The 26,235-nt window shown below is 66.5% G+C and carries 24 protein-coding genes and 1 pseudogene; 9 read left to right on the forward strand and 16 right to left on the reverse strand.

Annotation, left to right across the window (positions count from 1 at the left end; translation table 11 throughout):
• Positions 1–29: 29 nt before the first annotated feature.
• Genes FAZ69_RS01480 through phnK form a run of 3 tightly spaced genes read right to left on the reverse strand, consistent with a single transcriptional unit; the run spans position 30 to position 3,016 of the window.
• The gene (locus FAZ69_RS01480; protein WP_136892160.1) at positions 30–1,163 is read right to left on the reverse strand and encodes an alpha-D-ribose 1-methylphosphonate 5-triphosphate diphosphatase; all 1,134 of its coding nucleotides are present in this window, start codon (positions 1,161–1,163) and stop codon (positions 30–32) included.
• Between the two features lie 35 nt (positions 1,164–1,198).
• Complete coding sequence (gene phnL / locus FAZ69_RS01485; protein WP_136892161.1) at positions 1,199–1,963, reverse strand: phosphonate C-P lyase system protein PhnL; 765 nt, start codon at positions 1,961–1,963, stop codon at positions 1,199–1,201.
• 21 nt (positions 1,964–1,984) lie between these two features.
• Positions 1,985–3,016 (reverse strand): phosphonate C-P lyase system protein PhnK, encoded by a 1,032-nt coding sequence (gene phnK, locus FAZ69_RS01490; RefSeq protein WP_369407715.1) that lies wholly within the window; start codon positions 3,014–3,016, stop codon positions 1,985–1,987.
• Between the two features lie 149 nt (positions 3,017–3,165).
• Between phnK and phnF the strand changes: the two genes are divergently transcribed.
• From phnF to phnN, 3 genes are read left to right on the forward strand one after another with little or no spacing between them, the layout of a single operon-like run.
• Complete coding sequence (gene phnF / locus FAZ69_RS01495; RefSeq protein ID WP_136892163.1) at positions 3,166–3,942, forward strand: phosphonate metabolism transcriptional regulator PhnF; 777 nt, start codon at positions 3,166–3,168, stop codon at positions 3,940–3,942.
• Positions 3,939–4,748, forward strand: a complete 810-nt coding sequence (locus FAZ69_RS01500; protein WP_136892164.1) for a DUF1045 domain-containing protein — start codon at positions 3,939–3,941, stop codon at positions 4,746–4,748. The genes phnF and FAZ69_RS01500 overlap by 4 nt, the downstream gene beginning before the upstream one ends.
• Positions 4,745–5,311, forward strand: coding sequence for a phosphonate metabolism protein/1,5-bisphosphokinase (PRPP-forming) PhnN (gene phnN, locus FAZ69_RS01505; protein WP_136892165.1), 567 nt, complete (start codon positions 4,745–4,747; stop codon positions 5,309–5,311). Before FAZ69_RS01500 ends, phnN begins: the two co-directional genes overlap by 4 nt.
• Before the next feature lie 64 nt (positions 5,312–5,375).
• Here phnN and FAZ69_RS01510 read toward each other — a convergent pair whose 3' ends face one another.
• The gene (locus tag FAZ69_RS01510; RefSeq protein WP_136892166.1) at positions 5,376–6,236 is read right to left on the reverse strand and encodes an IclR family transcriptional regulator; all 861 of its coding nucleotides are present in this window, start codon (positions 6,234–6,236) and stop codon (positions 5,376–5,378) included.
• Positions 6,237–6,519: 283 nt separating this feature from the next.
• Here FAZ69_RS01510 and pcaF point away from each other — a divergent pair, with 283 nt between their 5' ends.
• On the forward strand, positions 6,520–7,722 hold the full coding sequence (gene pcaF / locus FAZ69_RS01515) for a 3-oxoadipyl-CoA thiolase (RefSeq protein WP_136892167.1): 1,203 nt from the start codon (positions 6,520–6,522) through the stop codon (positions 7,720–7,722).
• Between the two features lie 57 nt (positions 7,723–7,779).
• Here the strand turns inward: pcaF and FAZ69_RS01520 are convergent, their stop codons facing one another.
• From FAZ69_RS01520 to FAZ69_RS01530, 3 genes are all read right to left on the reverse strand, one after another.
• Positions 7,780–8,385, reverse strand: coding sequence for an outer membrane lipoprotein (locus FAZ69_RS01520; RefSeq protein WP_439654732.1), 606 nt, complete (start codon positions 8,383–8,385; stop codon positions 7,780–7,782).
• 237 nt (positions 8,386–8,622) lie between these two features.
• A complete protein-coding gene (gabD, locus tag FAZ69_RS01525) occupies positions 8,623–10,092 on the reverse strand; it encodes an NADP-dependent succinate-semialdehyde dehydrogenase (RefSeq protein ID WP_136892169.1) in 1,470 nt (489 codons plus the stop codon).
• 22 nt (positions 10,093–10,114) lie between these two features.
• Positions 10,115–11,401 (reverse strand): 4-aminobutyrate--2-oxoglutarate transaminase, encoded by a 1,287-nt coding sequence (locus tag FAZ69_RS01530; protein ID WP_136892170.1) that lies wholly within the window; start codon positions 11,399–11,401, stop codon positions 10,115–10,117.
• Between the two features lie 139 nt (positions 11,402–11,540).
• Here FAZ69_RS01530 and pdxR point away from each other — a divergent pair, with 139 nt between their 5' ends.
• Positions 11,541–13,037, forward strand: a complete 1,497-nt coding sequence (gene pdxR, locus FAZ69_RS01535) for a MocR-like pyridoxine biosynthesis transcription factor PdxR (protein WP_136892171.1) — start codon at positions 11,541–11,543, stop codon at positions 13,035–13,037.
• A 40-nt stretch (positions 13,038–13,077) separates the two neighbouring features.
• On the opposite strand, the gene FAZ69_RS01540 is transcribed toward pdxR, so the two are convergent.
• The 4 genes and pseudogenes from FAZ69_RS01540 to FAZ69_RS34305 form a co-directional block, all read right to left on the reverse strand.
• Positions 13,078–13,446 carry a HepT-like ribonuclease domain-containing protein gene (locus FAZ69_RS01540; protein ID WP_136892172.1) on the reverse strand — a complete coding sequence of 123 codons (369 nt, stop codon included), beginning with the start codon at positions 13,444–13,446 and terminating at the stop codon, positions 13,078–13,080.
• Positions 13,443–13,736 carry a nucleotidyltransferase family protein gene (locus FAZ69_RS01545; protein WP_136892173.1) on the reverse strand — a complete coding sequence of 98 codons (294 nt, stop codon included), beginning with the start codon at positions 13,734–13,736 and terminating at the stop codon, positions 13,443–13,445. Before FAZ69_RS01545 ends, FAZ69_RS01540 begins: the two co-directional genes overlap by 4 nt.
• Before the next feature lie 97 nt (positions 13,737–13,833).
• Positions 13,834–13,956, reverse strand: a complete 123-nt coding sequence (locus FAZ69_RS34165; RefSeq protein ID WP_255451490.1) for a hypothetical protein — start codon at positions 13,954–13,956, stop codon at positions 13,834–13,836.
• Positions 13,953–14,755, reverse strand: a pseudogene (locus tag FAZ69_RS34305) (phosphonate ABC transporter ATP-binding protein). Before FAZ69_RS34305 ends, FAZ69_RS34165 begins: the two are co-directional and overlap by 4 nt.
• 288 nt (positions 14,756–15,043) lie before the next feature.
• Between FAZ69_RS34305 and FAZ69_RS01560 the strand changes: the two are divergent.
• Both FAZ69_RS01560 and FAZ69_RS01565 read left to right on the forward strand, forming a co-directional pair.
• The gene (locus tag FAZ69_RS01560) at positions 15,044–16,084 is read left to right on the forward strand and encodes a M14 family zinc carboxypeptidase (protein ID WP_136892174.1); all 1,041 of its coding nucleotides are present in this window, start codon (positions 15,044–15,046) and stop codon (positions 16,082–16,084) included.
• Positions 16,081–16,860: an alpha/beta fold hydrolase gene (locus FAZ69_RS01565; RefSeq protein WP_136892175.1), complete on the forward strand. Its 780-nt coding sequence runs from the start codon at positions 16,081–16,083 to the stop codon at positions 16,858–16,860. Before FAZ69_RS01560 ends, FAZ69_RS01565 begins: the two co-directional genes overlap by 4 nt.
• A 95-nt stretch (positions 16,861–16,955) precedes the next feature.
• Here the strand turns inward: FAZ69_RS01565 and pqqE are convergent, their stop codons facing one another.
• From pqqE to pqqA, 5 genes are all read right to left on the reverse strand, one after another.
• Positions 16,956–18,122 carry a pyrroloquinoline quinone biosynthesis protein PqqE gene (gene pqqE, locus FAZ69_RS01570; RefSeq protein ID WP_136892176.1) on the reverse strand — a complete coding sequence of 389 codons (1,167 nt, stop codon included), beginning with the start codon at positions 18,120–18,122 and terminating at the stop codon, positions 16,956–16,958.
• Positions 18,119–18,415: a pyrroloquinoline quinone biosynthesis peptide chaperone PqqD gene (pqqD, locus tag FAZ69_RS01575; RefSeq protein WP_136892177.1), complete on the reverse strand. Its 297-nt coding sequence runs from the start codon at positions 18,413–18,415 to the stop codon at positions 18,119–18,121. Before pqqD ends, pqqE begins: the two co-directional genes overlap by 4 nt.
• Entirely contained in the window at positions 18,412–19,119 is a 708-nt protein-coding gene (gene pqqC, locus FAZ69_RS01580) for a pyrroloquinoline-quinone synthase PqqC (RefSeq protein ID WP_136892178.1), read from the reverse strand. Before pqqC ends, pqqD begins: the two co-directional genes overlap by 4 nt.
• Complete coding sequence (gene pqqB, locus FAZ69_RS01585; protein ID WP_136892179.1) at positions 19,116–20,036, reverse strand: pyrroloquinoline quinone biosynthesis protein PqqB; 921 nt, start codon at positions 20,034–20,036, stop codon at positions 19,116–19,118. Before pqqB ends, pqqC begins: the two co-directional genes overlap by 4 nt.
• A 209-nt stretch (positions 20,037–20,245) precedes the next feature.
• Positions 20,246–20,320: a pyrroloquinoline quinone precursor peptide PqqA gene (gene pqqA / locus FAZ69_RS01590; RefSeq protein WP_091012800.1), complete on the reverse strand. Its 75-nt coding sequence runs from the start codon at positions 20,318–20,320 to the stop codon at positions 20,246–20,248.
• Between the two features lie 284 nt (positions 20,321–20,604).
• On the opposite strand from pqqA, the gene FAZ69_RS01595 reads away from it, so the two are divergent.
• Both FAZ69_RS01595 and FAZ69_RS01600 read left to right on the forward strand, forming a co-directional pair.
• A complete protein-coding gene (locus FAZ69_RS01595) occupies positions 20,605–21,153 on the forward strand; it encodes a DUF3455 domain-containing protein (protein WP_240702060.1) in 549 nt (182 codons plus the stop codon).
• A gap of 125 nt (positions 21,154–21,278) precedes the next feature.
• The gene (locus tag FAZ69_RS01600) at positions 21,279–26,138 is read left to right on the forward strand and encodes an NAD-glutamate dehydrogenase (RefSeq protein WP_136892180.1); all 4,860 of its coding nucleotides are present in this window, start codon (positions 21,279–21,281) and stop codon (positions 26,136–26,138) included.
• The last annotated feature ends 97 nt before the right edge of the window (positions 26,139–26,235 follow it).

Consider the following 26,235-nt stretch of genomic DNA (forward strand, 5'->3'; position numbering starts at 1 on the left):
TCTAACGAAAAGCCCCGCCGGGCGCAGTGTCAAACGATCCGGTGCCCCTCGCGATACGTCGCGCGCGGCACCGGCAGCGTGTCGTGCATCGTGACGCGCAGGAAGTCGGCGCGCAGGCCAGGCTCGATCGCGCCGCGGTCGTGAAGGCCCGCGGCGCGCGCCGGTTCGGCCGAGACCGTACCGATCGCGCGCGGCAGCGTCCAGCCGGCCTTGTCGACGAGCTCGAAAGCGGCGGTAAGGAGGCTCGAGGGCACATAGTCGGAGGAGAGGATGTCGAGCAGGTCCGAGCGCGCCAGCTCGAGCGCCGACACGTTGCCCGAATGCGAGCCGCCGCGCACGATGTTCGGCGCGCCCATCACCGTTGCGATGCCAAGCCGGTGCGCGGCGGCCGCGGCTACCTGCGTGGTCGGGAATTCGGAGATCGCGACGCCCTCGGCGGCGGCTTCCTCGACGTGTTCGACGGTGGTGTCGTCGTGGCTTGCCACGGGCAGGCCAAGCGCCTTGCAGCGCGCGACGATCTCGTGACGATGGGCGATGGCGAAGCGCGCCTGGTCGCCGGTCAGCTCCGCGAGCTTGACGGCCATGTGCTCGTCGGTCCATTTGCCGTTGCGCTCGTGGTAGCGGCGCCATTGCTCCTTGTCATGCCACTGGCGCTGGCCCGGCGTGTGGTCCATCACCGAGGCGAGCCGCAAGAGCGGATGCGACGACAGCGAATCGAAGATCTCCACGACGTCCGCCGTGCCGACTTCGCAGCGCAGATGCAGGAAGTGCTCGGCGCGCAGCAGCTTGCGCTCGGAGAAGCGCTGCAGTGCTTGCGCGCAGGCCGTCTGGATGTCGCGGCTGCGCAGCTTCGCGGTGCTCATCGAGCCGATCGCGAGCGCGTCGAAGACGGTGGTGATGCCGGCCGCGGCGACTTGCGCGTCGTGGATGACGAACGCGGCGTCGGTATTCCAGATCACGCCGGGGCGCGGCGACAGGTGCTTTTCGAGGTTGTCGGTGTGCAATTCGATGAGGCCGGGCAACAGATAGTCGCCGTCCCAATCATCGGCTGCGGACACCGAGGTCGTGCCGTGCGCCAGCTCGCGGATCTTGCCGCCCTCGATTTGCACGACTCCGGTGAATACGTCGTCTCGCGTCACGATGCGAGCGTTTTTGATCAGCATTGACGGGCTCCTGGGGTTTCTCGCTCGGTATGGCTTCAATGCGTCTGCAACGCGGCGGCGGGCGCGCTCAATTCGAGCCGGCGCGTCGCCACGTTCGCGCGTGTCGCCTCGTCGTGGAAGATGCCGACGATCGCCGCGCCGCGCTGCCGCGCTTCCTCGATCAGTTCCGCCACGATATCCCGGTTGTGTGCATCGAGTGAAGCAGTGGGCTCGTCGAGCAGCAAGAGCGGATGCCCGGCGATCAGGCCCCGCGCGATGTTCACGCGCTGCTGCTCGCCGCCGGAGAAGGTTGCGGGCGCAAGCTCCCACAGGCGCCGCGGCACGTTCAGGCGTGCGAGCAGCGCCGCGGCGCGCTCGCGCGCGTCAAGCTCGTCGACGCCGCGCGAGACCAGCGGCTCGGCGACGAGCGTGAGCGCCGGCACGCGCGGGATCACGCGCAGGAACTGGCTCACGTAGCCCACCACCGAGCGGCGCAGCGCAATCACGTCGTGCGGCTCGGCGCCGTCGATGCGCACGTGGCGCTCGGCGCGCGTGTCGTCGCGGATCGCGATCGCGCCGCCGGTGGCGCGATAGTTGCCGTACAGGCAGCGCAGGAACGTGCTCTTGCCTGCCCCCGACGGGCCCGCGAGCACGATGCATTCGCCGCGCTCGACGTCGAGCGAGACGCCGGTCAGCGCGACGATGCTCGCGCCGCCTTGCGCATGCAGCGTGAAGCGCTTGCTGACGTGCCGCGCGCGCAGCATCAGCGCGTCGTTGTCGATGAACGCGCGCCCGGTGGCGGCGGTATCGGTGGTCGTCATCGCCGGTCCCTGGTTTGTCCGTCAGACGGGAAGCACAGACGAGACGAGCGTCTGCGTGTACGGATGTTGCGGATCGTCGAGCACCTGATCCGTGAGGCCCGCTTCGACGACCTTGCCGCCTTGCATCACCATCAGACGGTGCGCGAGCAGCCGCGCGACGCCGATGTCGTGCGTGACGATCAGCACCGAGAGATGCAGCGTGGCGGCGAGCGTGCGCAGCAAGTCGAGCAGGCGCGCTTGCACCGAGACGTCGAGGCTGGCGGTGGGTTCGTCCATGAAGACGAGGCGCGGCCCCGTGACGAGATTGCGTGCGATCTGCAGGCGCTGCTGCATGCCGCCGGAAAACGCGGCGGGCAGTTCGTCGATGCGCGCGGGGTCGAGCTCGACGCGCGCCATCCACTTCGCGGCGGTGCCGCGGATCTGCCCGTAGTGGCGCGCGCCGACGGCCATCAACGGCTCGCCGATGTTCGCGCCCGCGGAAACGCCAAGGCGCAGACCATCGCGCGAATTCTGCTGGACGAAGCCCCATTCGGTGCGCATCAGAAGACGCCGGCGCGGTTCGCCGAGCGAGAAGAGATCGATCGTCTCGCCGTTTGCGTTCGTGTAGCCGAGCGCGCCGCTATCGGCCTCGGTGCGCAAGGCGAGCGTGTTCGACAGCGTCGTTTTGCCCGAGTCCGATTCGCCGACGATGCACAGTACCTCGCCCGGATAGAGATCGAACGTGACACCGGCGCAGCCGTTGCGGCCGCCGAACTGCTTGGTGACGCCGGTCAGCCGTAGCGTGGCGCGCGTGACGGTGGCTTCGCCGAGATTGAACGGGTCGCCGGTGCCGCCGATGCGGCCGCGTACCATCGCGAGCCCGATTTCGGGAGCGCGCAGCCACTCGAAGGCTGGCAGCGCGGCACCTTCGAACGCGTGTGCGAGCGCCGCTTCCAGATCGGCGCGCGGCGCGTGGGCAAGCACGGCGAGCCATGCACGCCGGCCGGAGTGGAGGGGCAAGGCCTCGGTTGCGCTCATGGCATTCCTTGTCGACGCGAGCTGAAGTCCGGACATTTCATCCTCTATTTGTCTAAACGTCTAGACGTTTAGAGGTAAAATTTTTGGGTGCCGGTGTGCCGCGTGATTTTCACATTTCCATAACGCCGTCCGCACTACAATGCAATGCGCAAAACGAAATTGGAACCCAAGGGAATGACAACGCCATGACATCGAACGCATCGAACCCCTTGAACGATGGCGGATCGCCGGGAACAATCGTCGAGCGCGGGGCGGGCGTCGCCGTATGGCGGCAGATCGAGCAGATTCTCGCGGCAGAAATCGCGGCGAGCGGTTTCGGCGCCGAAGGGCGGCTGCCGAGCGAGGGCGAGCTGGCGAAGCGCTTCGACGTGAACCGCCATACCGTGCGCCGCGCGATGCTCGGCCTTGCCGCACTGGGTCTCGTTAGCGTCGAGCAAGGGCGCGGGACCTTCGTCCAGCCCGGTGCGATCGACTATTCGATCGGCCGCCGCACGCGCTTCACGGAAAACCTGCAAAAACAGAATCACGCCCCCGGCGGCACGATGATTTCGGCAGCGCGCGTGAAGGCCGATGCGAACGTCGCAAAGGCGCTCGCGATTCGTGCGGGCGCCTTCGTCTACAGGATCGAGTCGCGGCACGAGTCGGATGGCGTGCCGCTCACGTTTGCGCGCAACTGGTATCCGGCCGCGCGCTTTCCCGACATGCCCGGCGTGCTCGAGCGCACCAACAGCATCACGATGGCGCTGGCAGAGTTTGGCGTGAGCGACTATGTGCGCAAGTGGAGCCGCATCGGCAGCGTGCTGCCGGAGCCCGAGGTCGCGCGGCGGCTGAACATCAACCGGCAGCAGCCGGTGCTGTGGGTCGAGAACGTGGAGGTCGATATGGATGGCGTGCCGGTCAAGTACGGCATCACGCACTTCGCGGCTGACCGCGTGCAGTTGATGATCGAGCACGACGCATGAGCGCGCGGGCTTCCGCTTCGGCGTGCTCGCAAGCACTGGCGGGCGAGGTCCGGGCGGAGGAGCGAGCCGAAGCCGTGGCTGTGGAGTGGCCCTCCGGTGCGCGCTTTGCCGTTTATTACGCGCCGCCGCGCGAATCCGGGTGGTGGCATGCGGGCTGTGCGTGGCTTGGGCGTGATCCCGAGAGTGGTGAGGCTCACACGCCGCCCCGGCTTGGCGTGCTGCGCCGCGATATCGGCGCGCTCACCGTCGCGCCGCGCCGCTACGGGTGGCATGGCACGTTGGTTGCGCCATTCAGGTTGGCGGACGGCATCCAGCCGGACGATGTCCTTGCTGGTGCGCTCGATTGGGCGCAGCGCCAGACTCCGTTCGCGGTGCCGGCCGAGGCTGCGCTTCTGAGCCGCTTCGTCGCGCTGCGTCCCGCCACGGCGTCGGGCGACGACACCATGCGCGCGCTAGCAGCCGATGCGTTGCTCACGCTCGATGCCTTGCGGGCGCATCCGTCGAAGGCCGACATCGAGCGCCGCCTTGCCGCGCCGCTGACCGAGCGGCAGCATGAGCTGCTGCTCGCGTGGGGGTATCCATACGTATTCGACGAATTCCGCTTTCACATGACGCTTTCCGATTCGCTGTCCGCCGACGACGAGCGCCATGCGCTCGCCGCTCACTGGCAAGCCGAGGCGGCGCGGCTGGGGCCGCTGCCGGTCGACGGCGCGGCGCTCTTCGTCGAGCCGTCGCCGGGGGCGCCGTTCGTGCTTTGGCGGCGGCTGCCGTTCATGGCGGGTGACGCTGTCGGGATGACGCGATGAACGGCCGACTCGTCTATGTGATGGGACCGTCCGGCGTGGGCAAGGACTCGTTGCTCGCCTACGCTCGCAACGTGCTCGCCGGCGAGCCGATCGTCTTCGCGCACCGCTACATCACGCGGCCGGCCGGCGACGGAGAAAACCACATCGCGTTGACTGCGGACGAATTCGCCGGCCGCTCGAAGCTTGGCTTGTTCGCGCTCGAATGGGCGAGCCACGAGCTGCGCTACGGCATCGGCATCGAGCTCGATGCGTGGCTCGCGCGCGGGTGCGCGGTGGTGGTCAACGGGTCGCGGCAGTACTTGCGCGACGTACTGGCGCGCTATCCGCTCGCGCAGATTGTTCATGTCGATGCGGCGCCGCATGTCCTGGCGGCGCGTCTCGGCGCACGGGCGCGCGAGACGGCCGAGCAGATCGCGGCGCGCCTCGCCCGGCGTGCGCCGTTTCAGGTGCCGGATGGCGTGAGGGTGACTGCGATTGATAACTCGGGGACGCTTGAAGCGGCGGGGCAGGCGTTTGTCGGGGTGCTGCGGTCGATTGCGGGAACCGCGACTCGTGTGGCATGAATTGCGGACAGGGCGCGAAGTCGCGGCGCGAAAGCGTCGGGCGGCTGCCTAGAACAAACGTCCCTCACCCCCGCCGCGCCACCAGTTCCGACACCGTCTGCGCCGCCTGCTGCAGCGGCTCGAGAAACGCCTTCACCATCTGCTTCGCCGAATTGCGCTGCACGTTGCCGCTGATATTCAGCGCTGCGATCACGCGCCCCTGGCGATTGCGGATCGGCGCCGACAGCGAAATCAACCCCGCCTCCAGCTCCTGATCGACGACCGACCATCCCTGGCGGCGCACCTGCGCGATGGTTTTTTTCAGCTCGTCCTTGTCCGTGATCGTGCGCGGTGTGTATTGCTTGATCGGGCTGGCGTCGAGCGCGGCGTCGAGTTCTTCGTCGCTCAAGGCGGAGAGCAGCATGCGGCCCATCGACGTGCAATACGCCGGCAGCCGGCTGCCGATCGACAGGTTGATCGTCATGATCTTGTGCGTCGGCACCCGCAGCACGTAGACGATCTCCGTGCGGTCGAGCACGGCGGCCGAGCAGCTCTCGTGCACCTGCGCGGACAACTCCTCCATGATCGGCTCGGCCAGGTTCCAGAACGGCATCGACGTCAGGTACGCGAAGCCTAGGTCGAGTATCTTCGGTGTGAGCCGGAACAGCCGCCCCTCCGCTTCGACGTAGCCGAGCGTTTGCAGCGTCAACAGGATCCGGCGCGCGCCGGCGCGCGTGAGACCTGCGGCCGCGGCAACGTCCGTCAGCGTCTGCTCGGGGCGCCCGGCGTTGAACGTGCGGATGACCGCAAGGCCGCGCGCGAACGACTGGACATAGGAATCGCCGGGTTTGTCGGGCGAATCGGCGGCGGCGTTTTCGGCGGCTTCTGCGGGAATGCCGGCCGATGCGACCGGCGCGGGCGGCGATGCTTGGGGGGCTTTGCTCATGGCCTCGTGGCGGAAAGTGGCAGCCGTGAAGATAGCTCAACGCCTCTTTTTCGCCAACCTTGCGGCCTGGAGGTGCGCGCCCGCGGCAATCGTCTGGCTTGACAGCGGCTCCGGCGACCCTCTAAGATCGCTCAGAAAGTTCGATTAGCGATCTTTAGTTCGCATATAGAACAAATGACAATGCCGGTCCGGCACGCGCTCGAATCTCGACGGGCTGCGCCGGAATCCCTCCGCACACGCAACAACGTGCGCTCTTTACTCTGAATACTCTGGAGACATCGAAATGACCGAAGCCTTCCTGTGCGACGCCATCCGCACGCCGATCGGCCGCTATGCGGGTGCCCTTTCGTCGGTTCGCGCCGACGATCTCGGCGCCGTGCCGCTCAAAGCGCTGATGGAGCGCAACAAGGACGTCGACTGGTCCGCCGTCGACGACGTGATCTACGGCTGCGCGAACCAGGCCGGCGAAGACAACCGCAACGTCGCGCGCATGTCGCTGCTCTTGGCCGGTCTGCCGCAGGCGGTGCCGGGCTCGACGGTCAACCGCCTGTGCGGCTCGGGCATGGATGCGGTCGGGATCGCCGCGCGCGCGATCAAGTCGGGCGAGGCGGCGCTGATGCTGGCGGGCGGCGTCGAAAGCATGAGCCGCGCGCCGTTCGTGATGGGCAAGGCGCCGACAGCGTTTTCTCGGCAGGCCGACATCTACGATACGACCATCGGCTGGCGCTTCGTCAATCCGCTGATGAAGCAGCAATACGGCGTCGATTCGATGCCGGAAACCGGCGAGAACGTTGCGCAGGACTACAGCGTGAGCCGCGAGGCGCAGGACGCCTTCGCGCTGCGCAGCCAGCAGAAGGCCGCGCGCGCGCAGCGCGACGGCACGCTCGGGCAGGAGATCGTGCCCGTGACGATCGCGCAGAAGAAGGGCGATCCGCTCGTGGTTTCGCAGGACGAGCATCCGCGCGAGACGAGTCTCGAAGCGCTCGCGAAGCTGAAGGGCGTGGTGCGTCCGGACGGCACGGTGACGGCGGGCAACGCCTCGGGCGTCAACGACGGCGCCGCCGCGCTGCTGCTGGCGAACGAAGAGAGCGCCAAGCGCTTCGGCCTCGTGCCGCGCGCGCGCGTGCTGGGCATGGCGACGGCGGGCGTGGCGCCGCGCGTGATGGGCATCGGCCCGGCGCCGGCGACGCAAAAGCTGCTGGCGCGCCTCGGCATGACGATCGACCAGTTCGACGTGATCGAGCTGAACGAAGCGTTCGCATCGCAGGGGATCGCCGTGCTGCGCATGCTCGGCGTCGCCGAGGACGATCCGCGCGTGAACCCGAACGGCGGCGCGATCGCGCTGGGCCATCCGCTCGGCATGAGCGGCGCGCGGCTCGTGACGACCGCGAGCTATCAGCTCCAGCGCACCAACGGGCGCTATGCGCTGTGCACGATGTGCATCGGCGTCGGGCAGGGGATTGCGATCGCGATCGAGCGCGTCTGATTTAGCGTTAAGCCGCACCGGCGCTGAGTGCATGACGCAAGCGCCGGTGCATGGCCGTCAATATCGCGATATCTGATCGCCGTCGATGCGCACGCGGTCGCCCGGATGCAGGTCGCCGGGATTCGGCATGTCGAACGCGCGCATCGAGCCGTCGTTCAACTGGACCGAGACGCGATAACCGGCGGGGCCGCTCATTTGCTGGCCGATTTGATTGCCCGCCACCGCTCCGCCCAGCGCGCCGACCACGGTGGCGACATCGCGTCCGTGCCCGCGCCCGATCTGGTTGCCGAGCACGCCTCCGACCACCGCGCCGACCACCCCTCCCGCCACCCCCCCAGGGCTTGCCGCATTGTTGAGCGGCTGGATGCCGGTCACCACGCCGTATTGCTGCGCGTAGCCGTATGCCGGTGCCGGTTGATAGGCCGCTGGCGGTTGCTGCACGTAGGCCGGCTGCGGCTCGGGCGCTTGCGTGTACGCCGGCTGCGCATATTGCGGTTGTGCGTATTGAGGCTGAGCGTACTGCGGCTGTGACGCGTACGGATTCGGCGCCACGCAGCCGCTCAAGGCAAGCGCTGCGCCGACGGCGGCAAGAGGAATCAGGGTGCTGGCTTTAGTGAAGAAAACGCGCGTCATCGGTGGTCTCGGCATCGAAGCGCCGCTCATTTGCGGCAAGTTGATCCAATTGCGGATCTGCGCGTGAAGTATAGGGAAAGCCGCGTTTTCAATCGCGTGGCGCAGGGTAACAGTGTGTAAAGTCTGTAGCGGTGCTGCGCTGACGAATTGGTTTCGATTCGAGGCGGGTGCCTCGGACTGAGCAGCAAGCACTGAAAAGAAAACGGCAACGGTTCGATACCGTTGCCGTTTTGCTTGAGGCGGCGAGCGGTTTAAGCGCTCAGCGCATCAAACCTCCCCCACGCACATGTACTTGACGACGACATAGTCATCGATCCCATAGTGCGATCCTTCGCGGCCGATCCCCGATTGCTTGACGCCGCCGAACGGCGCGACTTCGTTCGAGATGAGCCCGGTGTTGATCCCGACCATGCCGTACTCGAGCGCTTCGGCCACGCGCCACACGCGGCCGATGTCGCGGCTGTAGAAGTAGGCGGCGAGGCCGAACTCGGTGTCGTTGGCGAGGCGCACCACTTCGTCGTCCGACGCGAACTTGAAGAGCGGCGCGAGCGGCCCGAACGTTTCTTCCTTTGCGACCTTCATCGCAGGCGTCACGCCGGTCAGCACGGTGGGCTCGAAAAAGCCGTGGCCGAGCGCGTGGCGCTTGCCGCCCGCGACGACCTGCGCGCCTTTCGCGAGCGCGTCCTCGATATGCGCTTCGACCTTCAGCACGGCCGCTTCGTTGATGAGCGGCCCTTGCGTCACGCCGGCTTCGGTGCCGAGGCCGACCTTCAGCCCCGCGACGGCCGCGCGCAGCTTCTCGGCGAACGCGTCGTAGACCTTCTCGTGCACGTAGAAGCGGTTCGTGCAGACGCAGGTCTGTCCGCTGTTGCGGTACTTCGACGCGATCGCGCCGGCCACTGCCGCGTCGAGATCGGCATCGTCGAACACGATGAACGGCGCGTTGCCGCCGAGCTCCAGCGACACCTTCTTGACCGTCGGCGCGCACTGCGCCATCAGCAGGCGGCCGATCGCGGTCGAGCCCGTGAACGACAGCTTGCGTACGACCGGATTGCCGGTCAGCTCCGCGCCGATCGCCTTCGGGTCGCCCGTGACGACGCTGAAGACGCCGGCCGGCACGCCCGCGCGCTCGGCCAGCACAGCGAGCGCAAGCGCCGAGAACGGCGTCGCTTCGGCGGGCTTCACGACGATCGGGCAGCCGGCCGCGAGCGCGGGGCCGACCTTGCGCGTGATCATCGCGGCAGGGAAATTCCACGGCGTGATCGCGGCGCACACGCCGACCGGCTCTTTCACGACGACGATGCGCTTGTCGGAAGCGGGGCTCGGGATCGTGTCGCCGTAGACGCGTTTCGCTTCCTCCGCGAACCATTCGAGGAACGACGCCGCGTACAGGATCTCGCCCTTCGCTTCGGCGAGCGGCTTGCCTTGCTCGGTCGTGAGGATCAGCGCGAGATCGTCGGCGTTCTCGAGCATCAGGTCGTGCCACTTGCGAAGCACGACCGAACGCTGCTTCGCGGTCTGCCTGCGCCACGCGCTCCAGGCGCGGTTCGCCGCCTCGATGGCGTGGCGCGTTTCCGTCGCGCCCATCTTCGGCACCGTGCCGAGCAGGTTGCCGGTCGCGGGATTGCGGACTTCGAAGGTCGCGCCATCGGCGGCGCCCTGCCATTCGCCGGCGATGAACGCCTGCGTGCGCAGGAGCGCCGGGTCTTTCAGGGTGATCGGTTCCAGGTTTTGCATGACGATGACTCCATTAAACGGCTTAAGCGCTGACGCCGACGCTTTCCTTCAACACCTCTTCGAGCAGGCCGAGCGCTTCGTCGAACACGGCGTCCTGAATGGTGAGAGGAAACAGGAAGCGCACGACGTTGCTATAGACGCCGCACACGAGCAGCAGCAGCCCGCGCTCGAGCGCGCGCGCCTGCACTTTCTTCGTGAATTCGGCATCCGGCTCGCGCGTGCCGGCTTTGAGGAACTCGACGGCGACCATCGCGCCCGGGCCGCGCACGTCGGCGATCTGCGGCACCTCGGCCTGCAGCGCGGCGAGCTTGGCCTTCAGCTTGTCGCCGAGCTGCGTGGCGCGCTCGCATAGGTTCTCGCTCTCGATCACGTCGAGCACCGCGTGCGCCGCCGCCACCGCGAGCGGGTTGCCCGCGTAGGTGCCGCCGAGGCCGCCGGGCGCAGCGGCGTCCATGACGTCGGCGCGGCCGACCACGCCCGACAGCGGCATGCCGCCCGCGAGGCTCTTGGCGATCGTCATCAGGTCGGGCGCCACGTCGTAGTGCTGCATCGCGAACAGCTTGCCGGTGCGCGCGAAGCCGGTCTGCACTTCGTCGGCGATCAGCAGGATGCCGTGCTCGTCGCAGATCTTGCGCAGACCGCGCACGAAGTCGGCCGGCGCGGGATAGAAACCGCCTTCGCCCTGCACCGGCTCGAAGATGATCGCGGCGATGCGTTTCGGATCGATGTCGGCCTTGAACAGCGTTTCGAGCGCGCGCAGCGAATCGGCCGTCGATACGCCGTGCAGCGGGTTCGGGAACGGCGCATGGAACACGTCCGAGGGGAACGGGCCGAAGCCGAGCTTGTAGGGCGCGACCTTGCCGGTGAGCGCCATGCCCATCATCGTGCGGCCGTGGAAGCCGCCCGAGAACGCGATCACGCCGGGACGGCCGGTCGCCGCGCGGGCGATCTTGACCGCATTCTCGACGGCCTCGGCGCCCGTGGTGAAAAAGGCGGTCTTCTTCGGATGGCTGCCGGGCGCGCGCTGGTTGATCTTCTCGGCCAGCGTGACGTACGACTCGTACGGCACGATCTGATAGGCGGTGTGCGTGAAGCGGTCGAGCTGCTCGCGGATCGCGGCGACGATCTTCGGATGGCGATGGCCCGTGTTGACCACGGCGATGCCCGCCGCGAAATCGATGAAGCGGCGGCCCTCGATGTCCCACAGTTCCGCATTCTCGGCGCGCGCCGCGTAGAAGTTGCACATCACGCCGACGCCGCGCGGGGTGGCGGCGTCCTTGCGTGCCTGGAGTTCGGAATTGGTGGTCATTGGGCGTTCTCCTCGCGTTGGGTTGAGTGGGAGCCGGGCAGCGTTTATCCGTACGCACGGGCTCGTCTGATGCGACGACTATAATCAGGTTTGGCTCCAATTCTTAGAGCCATTTTAATTAAAATGTAGGAGCCAATTTATGCGCGCGAGCGTATTGTCGGACTGGCTCGCGCAGCGGCTCGACCGCGGCAACGGGCAGCCGGTCTACCGGCAGCTGCATCGGCTGCTGCAGCAGGCGATTCTGTCGCGCGAGCTGCCGGCGGGGACCAAGGTGCCGTCGTCGCGGCTCCTGGCGAACGAGCTGGGCATTGCGCGCAATACGGTGACGCAGGTCTATGAGCAGTTGGTGCTCGAAGGCTACGTGACGTCGACGACCGGGCGCGGGACGTTCGTCGCCGACAGCGCGCCCGACGAGATCGTCGAGGCGCCCGAGGCGCCGGCGCAGCCGCCGGCTCCCACGGCCCAGGCGCTGTCGGTGCGCGGCGCGCGTCTGGTCGCGGGCTCGGGCGTGTCGAAGCGACAGATGGGCGCGTTCATGCCTGGCGTGCCCGACGTGTCGCGTTTTCCGGCGCAAGTGTGGAACCGCATCAGCAGCAAATACTGGCGGCGGCTGCGCCCGGAGCTCCTGACCTATGCGCCGGGCGGCGGCCTCGCATTGCTGCGCCATGCGCTTGCCGATTACCTGCGCACGTCGCGCTCGGTGCGCTGCACGCCGGAGCAGATCATCATCACGACCGGCATCCACCAGTCCGTCGACCTGGCGGTGCGCCTGCTGTCCGATCCCGGCGACGTCATCTGGACCGAAGACCCTTGCTATTGGGGTGTGCGCAGCGTGCTGCACGTCTCGGGCCTGCGCTCCCGGCCGATCGGCGTCGATGCCGAGGGGATCGCGCCGTCGCCCGACGATCTCGCGAATCCGCCGAAGCTGATGCTCGTCACACCGTCGCACCAGTATCCGCTCGGCATGGTGATGACCCTCGCGCGGCGCCGCATGCTGCTCGAATACGCGCGACAGCACCAATGCTGGATCATCGAGGACGACTACGACAGCGAGTTCCGCTACGGCAGCCGGCCGCTCGCGTCGCTGCAGGGGCTCGATACGGCGGGGCAGGTGATCTATGTCGGCAGCTTCAGCAAGACGCTGTTTCCGGGCTTGCGCGTGGGGTATCTCGTGGTGCCCGAGGCGCTGGCCGAGAGCTTTGCGACCGCGAGCGCCGAGCTGTATCGCGAAGGGCAGCTAGTGCAGCAGGCGGTGCTGGCCGAGTTCATCGCGGAGGGGCACTTCACGTCGCATATCCGCAAGATGCGCACGCTCTACGGGCAGCGCAGGCAGACGCTGCTCGATGCGGTCGCGCGGCGCTACGGCGATGCATTGCCGACGGTCGGCGGCGACGCGGGGCTGCATCTCGTGCTGCAACTGCCGCAATTGCCTCGTGAGGCGGACGATCGCAAAGTGGCCGCCGCCGCGCTCGAGCGCAATATCGTGGTGCGGCCGCTGTCGGGGTACTACGCGGACGCGGCGCGGGCGGCGCCTGGCTTGCTGATCGGCTATGCGTGCGTGCCGGATGAGGAGATCGCGCCAGCGTTCGGGTTGCTGGCGGGGGCGATTGATGAGATGTTGGGGCGGGGGGCGTAGTCGCGCTAGACAGGCGCTATGGTCTACGCTCCGAGCCGCGTTATTCCGCGTTCGGTACTTTGCAAGCCGCAAGTTGGCGTTCGAGTTCTGGCACGTAAGACTTCACCGTATCCCAAACGACTTCGAGGTTTGTGTCGAAATACCCGTGCGTCATGCGATTGCGCATACCGCGCAGCTTTTTCCATGGCACGTCGCTGTGCAATGCGGCGAACTCGGGATGCTCGGTTTCAATTTGGACGGCGGCTTCCCCGATGACGATCAGGTTCAAGATCACCGCTTGCTGCGTCATCCTGCTGCCTTGGAATGCAGCGAAGTTCAGACCGTCGACATAGCTGCGCGCAAGCGCGGCCGCTTCGCGCATATGTTCGAGGTAATCCCCAAGCCGCAGCCGGCGTTGTTTCGCATTCATACCGGGACCGCCTCGGCCAGCACTTCGCCGCGAAATTTCTGTGGCAGATCCTGCGGCGTCAACACATCGACGGATACGCCCAATATTTCTTCCAATTCGACCTGAATCGCACCGAGATCGAGCAGTGTTGCGCCGGGCAGTGCATCGACTAGCACGTCGAGATCGCTGTCGTCATGGTCCTCGCCGCGCGCGACCGATCCGAAAACCCTAGCGTTCACCGCATGATTGGCCGCGACGATACGGCGAATATCGGCGCGATGTGCCTGCAGGGCGGCGGATGGCTTGGTCATGGCGCTTCTCCAGCGAGTTTTGAATCGTCGTTGGTTGATCGATAAAGTTCGCTACATTTTACCGATTTTCAGCGTTTTGAAAGTCGCCAGCCGGGCCTCAAATCACCCGCTCCCTCAACCAAGCCGACGCCAAATCGAGCAGCGTCACGACGACGATGACCATCAGCATCACCGCCGCGGCGGCGGCGCCGCGCGCGGGCGCGAGATCGGCGGCTCTCATGGCTTCGCGCCGGCCGATGCGGTCAAGGCGTTCATCTGCTGCTCGAGTGCGGCGAGCTGCGTTTTCTTGTCGGCGTCGGAGAGGTGCGTGTCGGCCTCGATCTTCTCTTTCTGCTGGAACAGCGCGATCTGGCGGATCGGCACGCGCTGCGCGTTCGACGAGGCATCGAAGCCGCTATAGCCCGTGATGTTCGCCATCACCGCTTTCTCGTGCGGATCCGTATTGCCGTAGTTGACGAAGAAATTGCGCGCCGATTCCGGGTCGAGCGAGGCGATGGGTTCGTCGGCGAGGATGATCTTCGCGTGCTGCACGAGCGCGCGCGCCAGTGCGGCGCGCTGCTGTTGTCCGCCGGAGAGATTGCGCGCGCGTGCTCGGCGATGCCGACTTCGGCGAGGGCCGCGCGCGAGCCCTCGCGCTCGGCGCGCGAAAACACGCCGCTCAAGCGACGCCAGAGCGGCATGCGCGCCAGCGCGCCGATCAGCACGTTGGTTTGCACGGAGAGGCGGTTGACGAGATTGAACTGCTGGAACACGACGCCGATGTCGCGCCGGATGCTGCGCACTTCGCGCGCGATCCGCCCGTTGCGCTGGATCGGCCGGCCGAGGATGTCGATATGCGAGGGCTGCGGGTCGCCCCCGGTGAAGCCGGCGATGTGGCGCAGGAGCGTCGACTTGCCGGAGCCGGACGCTCCGATCAGCGCCACCATCTCGCCCGGTTCGATGCGCAGCCCGATTTCGTCGAGCGCTTGGCGGCCGTTGGCGAACGTCTTGCTGATGCGTTCGATGCGGATCGCGTCCATGAATTCCCCGGCGCCTCGAGCGCTGCGTTGAGTGAGGGCATTCTAAGAAGCGACTATGACGGTTCGGTGAAGCTATCTCAACGTCTAGACGACTATATGTTATGAGGAATCTTCGGCGGGCTTTTAAAAAACGGTTCGCGAATACCGCAAAAAGACATCTGAAACTGTTGCCGCCGTCTCACAAAAAAGAAGGTGCGGCGAAACGCCGCTGCTACAATAAACCGTCTATATTGTTTAGGCCTTGCGTGGCGCCAGCGGCGCCCATTCCCACCGACTCGGGCTTTCGCGATGACTACCGTCCTGACCCACGTGCCCGAGACGACCTTCGCCGAGTACGAAGACCTCAAGGCGATTCTCGACGCGGGCGCGACGCGCTTTTCGATGCGCGTCGTCTGCGAGACGCAGGCGCGAGGACAGACCTTCCCGGTATATGTCGCGACGATCGGGTCGAACGATCCGCAGGCGCCGGCCATCGGTTTTTTCGGCGGCATCCACGGCCTGGAGCGCATCGGCACGCAATTGCTGCTCGACTACATGCGCTCGCTGCTCTGCCGGCTCGAATGGGACGAGCTGCTGCACAACCAGTTGCAGGCGGTCCGCCTCGTCTTCATGCCGATCGTCAATCCCGGCGGCATGTGGGCCATGACGCGCGCCAACCCCAACGGCGTCGACCTGATGCGCAACGCGCCGCAGAACGCGGAAGGGCGCGTGCCGTTTCTCGCCGGCGGCCAGCGCATCGGGCCGTGGCTGCCGTGGTATCGCGGCAGAAGCGGCGCGCCGATGGAGATGGAGTCCGCGACGCTCCTGCGCGTGGTCGAAGACGAATTGATGTCGCGGCCGCTCAGCTTGGCGCTCGATTGCCACTCGGGCTACGGCTTTCGCGACAGCATCTGGTTTCCCTACGCGAAATCGAAAAAGCACATGGCGCACCTTCCGGAAATGTTCGCGCTGAAGACCATGTTCGAAAGCGCCCATCCGCATCACGGCTACGCGTTCGAGCCGCAAAGCCATCAATATCTCGCGCATGGGGACCTGTGGGATTGCGCGTATGACCGTACGAAGGCGCCGAATATCTTCCTGCCGATGACGCTCGAGCTCGGCTCCTGGCTGTGGATCAAGAAGAACCCGATGCAGATCTTCAAGCGCGAAGGCATGTTCAATCCGATCAAGGCGCACCGCACCGAGCGCGTGCTGCGCCGGCACGTGAACCTGCTCGATTTCCTCGCCCGCGCCGCGTTCGCCGCGCCGCGCTGGCTGCCGCAAGGCGCGGCGCGCCATCAATTGCTGCAGCGCGCCACCGATCACTGGTACCGGGCCCGCCACGCATGACGACCTGGATTCTCTTGCGCGGACTCACCCGCGAAGCGCGCCACTGGGCGGCACTGCCCGACAAGCTGCTCGCGAGCGGCATCGAAGGGGAAGTCGTGCTCGCCGATTTGCCGGGCAACGGCGCGCATGCGCGCGTACGCGCGCCGGCGAGCGTGCCGGAGATGGTCGATTTCGTCAGCGCGGACATCGCGCGTCTCGGGCATGCGCCGCCTTACCGGGTGATCGCGATGTCGCTGGGCGCGATGGTCGCGGCGGCCTGGGCGCAGCGCGCGCCCAAGGACATCGAATGTCTTGCGCTCATCAATACGAGCATGCGGCCGTTTTCCGGGCCGGCCGAGCGGCTGCGTCCGAGCGCGTGGCCGGAGCTGATGTGCGCGGCGCTGCGCTGGCGCGAGCGGAAAGATGCCGAGGCTGCGATTCACAAGCTGACCTGCAATCGGCTCGACACGCGCGAGGCGGATTTGGCCGCGTGGGCCGAAATCTATCGCAGCGCGCCCGTGAGCCGTGCGAATGCGTTGCGTCAGCTTTGGGCGGCGGCGCGTTTTCAGGCGGCGCCTGCCGCGCCGCGTTGTCCGACGCTCGTGCTGTCGTCGCGCGAGGACAAGCTGGTCGATCCGGTTTGCTCGAAGAAGCTGGCTGCCGCGTGGCAGGCGGCGCATGTCGAGCATCCGTGGGCGGGGCACGATCTGCCGCATGACGACCCGGCGTGGGTCAGCGATACGGTGGCGGCTTGGGGGGCGACGTCGTTTGAAAGACCGCTTAGCGAGCAGCGGTGAGGGGCGGGACCGTTGGCGAACGGAGATTGATCGTCTTCGCTACCGCCACGCATACCGCATCCCCAGCCACACGCCCCGCGGCGGGCGCGCGCAGGTTATTTTTGTGTCGCTTTGGCGTGCGATGTGGCAAGCGTTTGCGAGTTGGCGTCGTTGCGAAACAGGATCGGTTGCTCGTGAACCGCGCCTGCGGCGACCGCCGCAAGGCGCACCACATCGACGACCTCGCCGTGCCTCGGCGACTTGTCGCAGACGGGGTCGGCGTCGGCAGGGTCGCCCGTCAGCAAGTACGCCTGGCAGCGGCACCCTCCGAGATCACGTGCTTTCTCGTCGCAACTGCGGCAAGGTTCTTTCATCCAGTCGAAGCCGCGAAAGCGATTGAACGCCGCGCTGTCGTACCAGATCTCGCGCAGCGTCGACGTCTTCACGCTGGGAAACGTCAGCCCCGGCAGGCCGCGCGCGGCGTGGCAGGGAAGCGCCGCGCCGTCCGGCGCGATGCCGAGAAACACAGCGCCCCAGCCGTTCATGCAGCGCTTCGGGCGGCGTTCGAAGTAGTCGGGCACGACGAAGAAGATCTTGCACGCGTCGCCGATCGTGTCGCGATAGCGTTCGACCACCGCCTGAGCAACGGCCACCTGCTCGCGTGTTGGCAGCAGCTGGGCGCGGTTCGCATGCGCCCAGCCGTAGTACTGCGTATTCGCAAGTTCCAGATATTCCGCGCCCATGGCCAGCGCCATGTCGATGATCTTCGCGACGTGCGGCAGGTTATAGCGGTGCAGCACACAGTTCATCACCATCGGGAAGCCATGCTGCTTGATCGACGCCGCAGTGCGTTTCTTGAGTTCGAAGGTGCGCGTGCTGCTCAGGAAGTCGTTCAGCGCTTGCGTCGAATCCTGGAACGACAGCTGGATGTGATCGAGGCCGGCTGCTTTCAGGCGATCGAGGCGCTCGTCGCTCAGCCCGACACCGGAGGTGATCAGGTTCGTATAGAAACCGAGCGTCCGAGCCTCGCCGACCAGCGTTTCAAGGTCGTCGCGCACGAGCGGCTCGCCGCCCGAGAAACCCAGTTGCGCGGCGCCGAGCGCGCGTGCTTGCTTGAGCACATCGATCCATTCATCGGTATCCAGCTCCAGCTCTCGGCGATGCTCTGCGTAATCGAGCGGGTTATAGCAGAACACGCAATGCAAAGGGCAACGGTAGGTCAGCTCTGCGAGCAGCCATAGCGGCGGCGAGACGGTCGCCGGCGGCATGGAAATGCCGCTCATGCGCGCCGCTCCAGCCAGCCGTGTCTCAAAGCGTCGGCGACAAACGTGCGGACCTCCTCGCCGATGCCCGTCGTGTCGAACGCATGCTCGAGATCGGCGATCAGCGTGTCGAGATCGCGCGTGCCGTCGCAGCGCTTCAGGATCTCCGCCGCGCTCTGATTCAGCTTCACCATGCCCTCGGGATAGAGCAGCACGTGCGCGTCTTGCGCCGGCTCCCATTGCAGGCGGAACAGCGGCCGGATCGCAAGCCGCGCGGCGTCGGACGAGGGGGCCGTCGAATCCGTTTCGCTCATGATGGAAACGCCTTTTCGATCGAATCGAGCATCGTCCACAGGATGTCGAGCTTGAACTGCAGGATCTCGAGCGCGCGTTCCTGCTGGCCGCGCTGCGTGAACCAGGCAAGCGTCACTTCCAGGCCGTGCTCCACGTCACGCTGCGCGAGCGCTACGCGCGCGCGGAAATAGGCGAGGCCCGCGGATTCGATCCATGGATAGTGCTCGGGCCACGTCGCGAGCCGGTCGCGATGGATCTGCGGAGCGAACATCTCGGTCAACGACGAACAGACCGCCTCCTGCCACGGCGCGCGGCGCGCGAAATTCACATAGGCGTCGACGGCGAAGCGCACGCCCGGCGTGACGAGCTCGAGCGAATGCAGCGTGTCCCGCGGCAGGCCCACCGCGTCGGCAAGCCGCTCCCATGCATCGATTCCGCCTTCGTTGCCGCCGTAGCCGTCGTGATCGAGGATGCGCTGCACCCAGCGGCGGCGCGTCTCGCGGTCGGGGCAGTTCGACAGGATCGCCGCGTCCTTGAGCGGCAGATTGATCTGATAGTAGAAGCGGTTGGCGACCCAGCCGCGGATCTGCTCGCGCGAGCAGCCGCCGCTCGTCATCTTCGCGTTGAACGGATGGTGGATGTGATAGCCCGTCCCTTTGGAGCGCAATTGCGCTTCGAACTCGTCGCGCGTCCACGGTGTCGCGGCATTCGCTGGCGCGCTCATAGCTCGAATGCCATCCCGTCATAGGCGACTTCGATGCCGTGCTCCGACAAGACGCGGCGCTCGGGGCCGTCGTCGACGAGAATCGGATTCGTGTTGTTGATATGGACCAGCACTTTGCGCACGCCGGCGCGGCCGATCGAGTCCAGCACCTCGATCATGCCGCCCGCGCCGCTTTGAGGCAGATGGCCCATGTCCGCCGCGCGCCGGCCTGAAATGCCGAGGCGGATCATCTCGTCGTCGGTCCACATCGTGCCGTCGACGAGCAGGAGGTCTGCGCTTCGCATCGCTTCCAGCATGCGAGGCTCGATGGCGCCGATTCCCGGCGCGTAGAACGCACGCTTGCCCGATTCGCGATTCGTGAAGACGACCCCGATGGTGTCGCCGGGACGGGGCGTGGTGCGATGTGGCGAGTAGGGCGGCGCCTTGCTGGTGAGCGGCACGGCGTCGATTTGCACGCCGGGCAGCGCGTCGAGTTCCAGCGGGCCGCCGTCGAAGATGATCGCGTGGCGCTCGAAGCCGCAGTAGTCGAACAGCAGCGGGCCGATCGGGAAGCCCGTGCACAGGTCTTCCCAAACGGCGTCCGTCGTGTAGAGCGACAACGGCGTGGCGTGCTCCCGCAGCATCAGGAGCCCGGTGACGTGATCGATTTGCGCGTCGACCGCCAGGATCGCCGCGATGCCCGTGTCGCGTATCCGGCGGGCCGGCTGCAATTCCGGGTTGGCCGCGATTTGCGCGAGGACGTCGGGCGAGGCGTTGACGAGCAGCCAGCCGGCGCCGTTCGCGCTGACGGCCAGCGACGATTGCGTGCGGCGAACGGCCTTGACCGTGCCGCGCCGGACGCCGTCGCAGTTGCGGCAGTTGCAGTTCCATTGCGGAAAACCGCCTCCGGCAGATGAGCCGAGGACCTTGATCTTCATGCAGTACGGCGCCAGGGAGCGCCCCTCTCAAGAAAACGCCGGGCCGCCCCAAGTTTTCCGCCCCGAAGGAAGTCCCCTTGTGGGATTGACCCCCTCGGGGGGGCCTGTCACGCAGCGACAGGTCTGGGGGCGCTCAGTAGCCGGTATCGTGAACATCCTCTCGATTGCCTGTGGCGAGTGCAATCGAGTGCAACCATTGGCGCGCGCTGCTAGCGCGTGGCGATATACATCGTGATTTCGAAACCAAGACGGATATCGGTATAGCTAGGCGTCGTCCATTGCATATGCGTTCCTCCATCTTCGGCAAAGTAGCGGGCTGCTGCCGCTTTGGCCCGGCAACAGCAATCCTCGTATCCGTGGCGCGGATTCAATCGCGTGTTTGCCCGATTGAGTCCCTTTTCGAGCTGAGCGGACGATTTCGATCATGCGCTCATTATTGGCGCCGGCAAAGAATTGCTTAGCGATGTTTCCGCCATTTTCGAGTTGTGTTTTGCATTGGCTTCGTGGCGTGCTCGCCGGTCAATGGTTATATGTATGATTGGCACGCTCATTCAATGGGAGAACGCGCATGTCACACATGCTTCGCACGGTCGGCCGCGCGGTTCGGCGGTTGGCAGGCAGCGCGCTTGCGATCGCGATTTCCGGCGGGTTCGCCGCTTTGCCCGCGAACGCCCAGACGCCGGTGCCGGCGGAGCTTCAGCCACCCGGCGCGCCGCGCGTGGTGGCGTCGCTCACGGCGTCGGGCGCGCAGGTCTACGTTTGCAAGCGCGATGCCAACAATCAGCTTGCCTGGACCTTCCAGGCCCCGCAGGCCGATCTCTACGACGCCTCCGGCAAGCTCGCCGTCAAGCACGGCGCGGGTCCGTCGTGGGAGGCGATGGACGGCAGCAAGATCACCGGCAAGGTGATGCAGCACGCCGCCAATCCCGACGACGCCGACGCGATTCCGATGCTGCTGCTGCAAGCAACAGACGCCGGCAAGCCGGGGCTCCTGAGCGAGGTGCACTACGTGCAGCGCCTTTCGACCCACGGCGGCGCGGCGCCCGCCGAGGCCTGCAAGCAGGAAGGCCAGACCGGCCGCAGCCCCTATATCGCCCGATACGTATTCCTCGAGTAGTCCCGGCGGACGCACCTCGATTGTGCGTCCGCACATCTTCTGCCTCATCAAAGTGCCTCGCGGGAGGCGCATAATGCCGTTCAAAGTTGCAGGCCAGATGGTCACCCCAAGTGGAGGAAGACGTCATGGAAGCGAAGAACGAAGATGCAGTCGCGCACCTGATCAACGATGTCGTGGACTACGCGCGGGGACGATTGCCGGAACCCGTCTTCGCCGCGGTGGAACCCTTCCTGCTGCATTACTACGAACAGGCCGATGCGGACGACGTGCAAAGCCGCGGCATCGCCGACCTCTACGGCGCGGCCCTGGCGCATTGGCAGACCGCGCAGAAATTCGTCTCGGGCAGCGAGCAGCTGCGCGTCTACAACCCCGTGCTCGATCAGCACGGCTGGCATTCCGACCACACCGTCATCGAAATCGTCAACGACGACATGCCGTTCCTCGTCGACTCGGTGACGATGGAGGTGAACCGCTGCGGGCTCGCGCTGCATTCGGGGCTGCACCCGGTGTTTCGCGTCTGGCGCGGCGCGAACGGCGCGATCGAACGCGTCGCGCCCGGCGGCGCGGCGCTTGCCGGGGAGGCCGACGAAGCGCCGTCGCACCTCGAATCGTTCATTCACTTCGAGATCGACCGTTGCGGCGATGCAGCGAAGCTCGCCGAGCTGCGCGCGACTCTGGCGCGCGTGCTGGGCGACGTGCGCGCTGCCGTCGAGGATTGGCCGAAGATCACCGACGTCGCCAAGAGCACGATCAAGAACATGGCCGCGCGCGAGACGAGCCCGGATGGCGTCGAAGCGCGCGCGTTCCTCGAATGGATGGTCGCCGATCATTTCACCTTTCTCGGCCAGCGCGACTACGAGCTGGTCACCCATGACGGCGGCTTCGCGCTGCGTGGCATACCCAACACAGGATGCGGCATTCTTCGCGAAGCGCTGCGCCCATCCGGCGCGCCGGACATCACGCCATTGCCGGGAGCGGCTGCCGACATCATCGGCGGCCCCGCGCCGATCTTCCTGACCAAGGCCAATTCGCGCGCCACCGTGCACCGGCCCGGATACCTCGACTATGTCGGCGTGAAGCTCGTCGGCGAGGACGGCAAGCTGCGCGGCGAGCGGCGTTTCATAGGCCTCTACACGTCGACGGCCTACACGGTTTCCACGGCGGACATTCCGATCGTGCGCCGCAAATGCGCGAACATCGTCAGGCGCGCCGGGTTTCTCGCCAAGGGCCACCTCTACAAGTCGCTCGTGACGGTGCTCGAACAGTATCCGCGCGACGAGCTGTTCCAGACCGACGAAACCGAGCTTCACGAGATCGCGCTCGGCGTGCTGCGCCTGCAGGAGCATCAGCGCACGCGGCTCTTCGTGCGGCGCGACCGTTTCGACCGCTTTGTGTCGTGCCTCGTGTTCGTGCCGCGCGAGAAGTACAACACCGATTTGCGCCGCCGCATCGCGAAGCTGCTCACGGGCGCGTTCAACGGCACAGCCGTCGAATTCACGCCGCTCCTGTCGGAATCGCCGCTCGCGCGGATTCATATCGTCGTGCGCACGCAGCCGGGCGCGTTGCCCGAAGTCGATACGCGCGAGCTCGAAACGCGCCTCGTGCAGGCGACGCGGCGCTGGCAGGACGATCTCGCCGACGCGCTGCTCGACAGCTTCGGCGAAGAGCAGGGTAACCGCCTGCTGCAGCGCTACGGCGACTCGTTTCCGGCCGGCTATCGCGAGGATTACGCGGCCCGCACCGCGGTGCGCGATATCGAGCTGATCGAGGAAGTGCAGGGCGGCAAGCCGCTCGCGATGAATCTCTATCGCCCGATCGAAGCATCGCCGCGCGCGTTCCGCTTCAAGGTGTTTCGCACCGAGCAGGCGATCGCGCTCTCGCGCAGCCTGCCGATGCTCGAGCATCTGGGCGTGCGCGTCGACGAAGAGCGGCCGTACCTGATCGAGCCCGAGGGCTCGAACCCGGCCTGGGTGCACGACTTCGGGCTGGAGCTCGCGGACGACGTCGAGTTCGATATCGAGCGCGTGAAGGCGCTGTTCGAAGAGGCGTTCGAGCGCGTATGGTCGGCCGAGATCGAGAGCGACGATTTCAACCGGCTCGTGCTGCGCGCGCATCTCGGCTCGCGCGAGGTGACGATCCTGCGCGCCTACGCGAAGTATCTGCGGCAAGTGGGCTCGAATTTCAGCGATGCCTATATCGAGCGCGCGGTCACGGGCAATCCGGCGCTCGCGCGCCAGCTCGTCGAGCTGTTCATCGCGCGCTTCGATCCGTCGCTCGGCGACACGCGCGCCGCCTACACCGAGCAGTTGACGAAGAATCTCGAAGCGGCGCTCGATCAGGTGCCGAATCTCGACGAGGACCGCATCCTGCGGCAGTTCCTCGGCGTCATCAACGCCACGGTGCGGACCAACTACTTCCGCCGCGCGAGCGACGGCAAGCCGCTGCCGTACCTGTCGTTCAAGCTCAACCCGGCAAAGGTGCCGGGCCTGCCCGAGCCGAAGCCGATGTTCGAGATCTGGGTGTATTCGCCCCGTGTCGAAGGCGTGCACCTGCGCGGCGGACGCGTCGCGCGCGGCGGCCTGCGCTGGTCCGACCGCCGCGAGGACTTCCGCACTGAAGTGCTTGGGCTGATGAAAGCGCAGATGGTGAAGAACACCGTGATCGTGCCGGTCGGCTCGAAGGGCGGCTTCATCGTGAAGAACCCGCCGCCGGCCGCCGATCGCGAGGCGTTCATGCGCGAAGGCATCGCGTGCTATCAGACCTTCCTGCGCGGCCTGCTCGACGTCACCGACAATCGCAGGGCCGGCGCGATCATCCCGCCTGCGAACGTCGTGCGTGCCGATACCGACGACCCCTATCTCGTCGTCGCCGCGGATAAAGGCACGGCCACGTTCTCCGACTACGCGAACGCGATCTCGCACGACTACGGCTTCTGGCTCGACGACGCCTTCGCGTCGGGCGGCTCGGTCGGCTACGACCACAAGAAGATGGGGATCACTGCGCGTGGCGCGTGGGAGTCGGTGAAGCGCCACTTCCGCGAAATGGGCGTCGATACGCAGGCGCAGGATTTCACGGTGGTCGGCGTCGGCGACATGTCGGGCGACGTGTTCGGCAACGGGATGCTGCTGTCGCCGCATATCCGCCTCGTCGCCGCGTTCGACCATCGCCATGTGTTCCTCGATCCGAACCCGGACCCGGCCGTCAGCATGAAGGAGCGTCAGCGCATGTTCGCGCTCGAGCGCTCGAGCTGGGCCGACTACGATACGTCGCTGATCTCGGCGGGCGGCGGTGTGTATCCGCGCAGCGCAAAGACCATCCCCGTGTCGCCGGCGATGCAGGCGGTGCTCGGCATCAACGCGGCATCGCTTGCGCCCGTGGACCTGATTCGCGCGATCCTGCTCGCGCCGGTCGATCTGCTCTACAACGGCGGCATCGGCACCTACGTGAAGTCGAGCCGCGAGACGCACCTGCAGGTCGGCGACCGCGCCAACGACGCCGTGCGCGTGAACGGCTCGGAGCTGCGCGTGAAGGTGGTGGCCGAGGGCGGCAACCTGGGGCTCACGCAGCTCGGGCGCATCGAGTTCGCGCAGAAGGGCGGCCGCATCAATACCGATGCGATCGATAATTCCGCGGGCGTCGATTGCTCGGACCACGAGGTGAACATCAAGATCCTGCTCGGCCTCGTGATGGCCGACGGCGAGATGACCGAGAAGCAGCGCAACAAGCAGCTCGCCGACATGACCGACGAAGTGGGCCTGCTCGTGCTGCGCGACAACTACTACCAGACGCAGGCGCTGTCGATCGCGGGGCGCTACGTGGCGGAATCGCTCGAGTCCGAGGCGCGGCTGATGCGCTATCTCGAGCGCCTGGGGCGCCTGAACCGTGTGATCGAGTTCCTGCCGAACGACGAGGAGATCGCCGAGCGGCTGGCGGCGAAACAAGGGCTCACGTCGCCGGAGCGCGCGGTGTTGCTCGCCTACAGCAAGATGTGGCTCTACGACACGCTGCTCGACTCCGATGTGCCTGAAGATCCGCTGTTCGCGAGCATGCTGGTCGACTACTTCCCGAAGCCGTTGCAGGCGCGCTTTGCCGAGCCGATGCAGCGGCACCCGCTGAAGCGCGAAATCCTTGCGACGCATTTGACGAACGCGCTCGTGAACCGTGTCGGCAGTGCGTTCGTGCATCGCTTGCAGGAGGAGACCGACGCCAAGCCCAGCGATATCGTGCGCGCGTGCATCGTCGCGCGCGACGTGTTCGATCTCGACGACGTCTGGCGCCGCATCGACGCGCTCGACAATCGCGTCGCCGACGACGTGCAGGCGCGCATGTTCGTCGAAGTCGCGCGGCTCGTCGAGCGTGCGGCGCTGTGGTTCCTGCGGCATCTGCAGACGAGCGTCGAGCGCATCGGCGGCGACGGCGTCGCCGAGCTCATCGCGCGCTGCCGCGATGCGGCGCAGCGCCTCGCGCCGCAATTGCCGGAGCTGCTGCCGGCGGGAGACCTCGAGGCGCTGCAGGAGCGGCAGCGTGCGCTCGTGGAGGCGGGCGTCGACGGCGAGCTGGCGATGCACGTGGTGAGCGGCGAGGTGTCGGCGGCGGTGCTCGATATCGCCGACGTGGCGGCGGCGAGCGGCCGTCCGCTCGAACTGGTCGCGGGCGTGTACTTCTCGCTCGCGACGGTGCTCAACTACGGGTTCATCTCCGAGCGAGCGAGTGCGTTGCCGACGCATACGCACTGGGACCTGCTCGCGCGTGCTGCGGCGCTTGCGGAGTTCGCACGCTTGCGGCGCGCCGTGGCGGTGAGCGCGCTCGGCGAGGGGCGCGAGCTGGGCTCGGCCCAGGCGATCGCCGGCGCATGGCGTGACAAGCGCGCGGAGCCGCTCGAGCGTTACGCGCGCCTGATCGCGGAGCAACGGGCGACGGGTGGCTCGAGCCTGTCGATGCTGCTCGTGCTCGTGCGGGAAATGGCGGTGCTGGAGCGAGTGTGAACGCGGATGCGCTCGCTCCGAGCGCATCCGAATGAATTATTTGCGCGCAAGCGAGGTCATACCCCTATCCAGGGTCCGATGGGACTTCCCGCGTGCA

This window comes from Trinickia terrae (genome assembly GCF_005144415.1).
In the GTDB taxonomy this organism is placed as follows: Bacteria; Pseudomonadota; Gammaproteobacteria; order Burkholderiales; family Burkholderiaceae; genus Trinickia_A; species Trinickia_A terrae.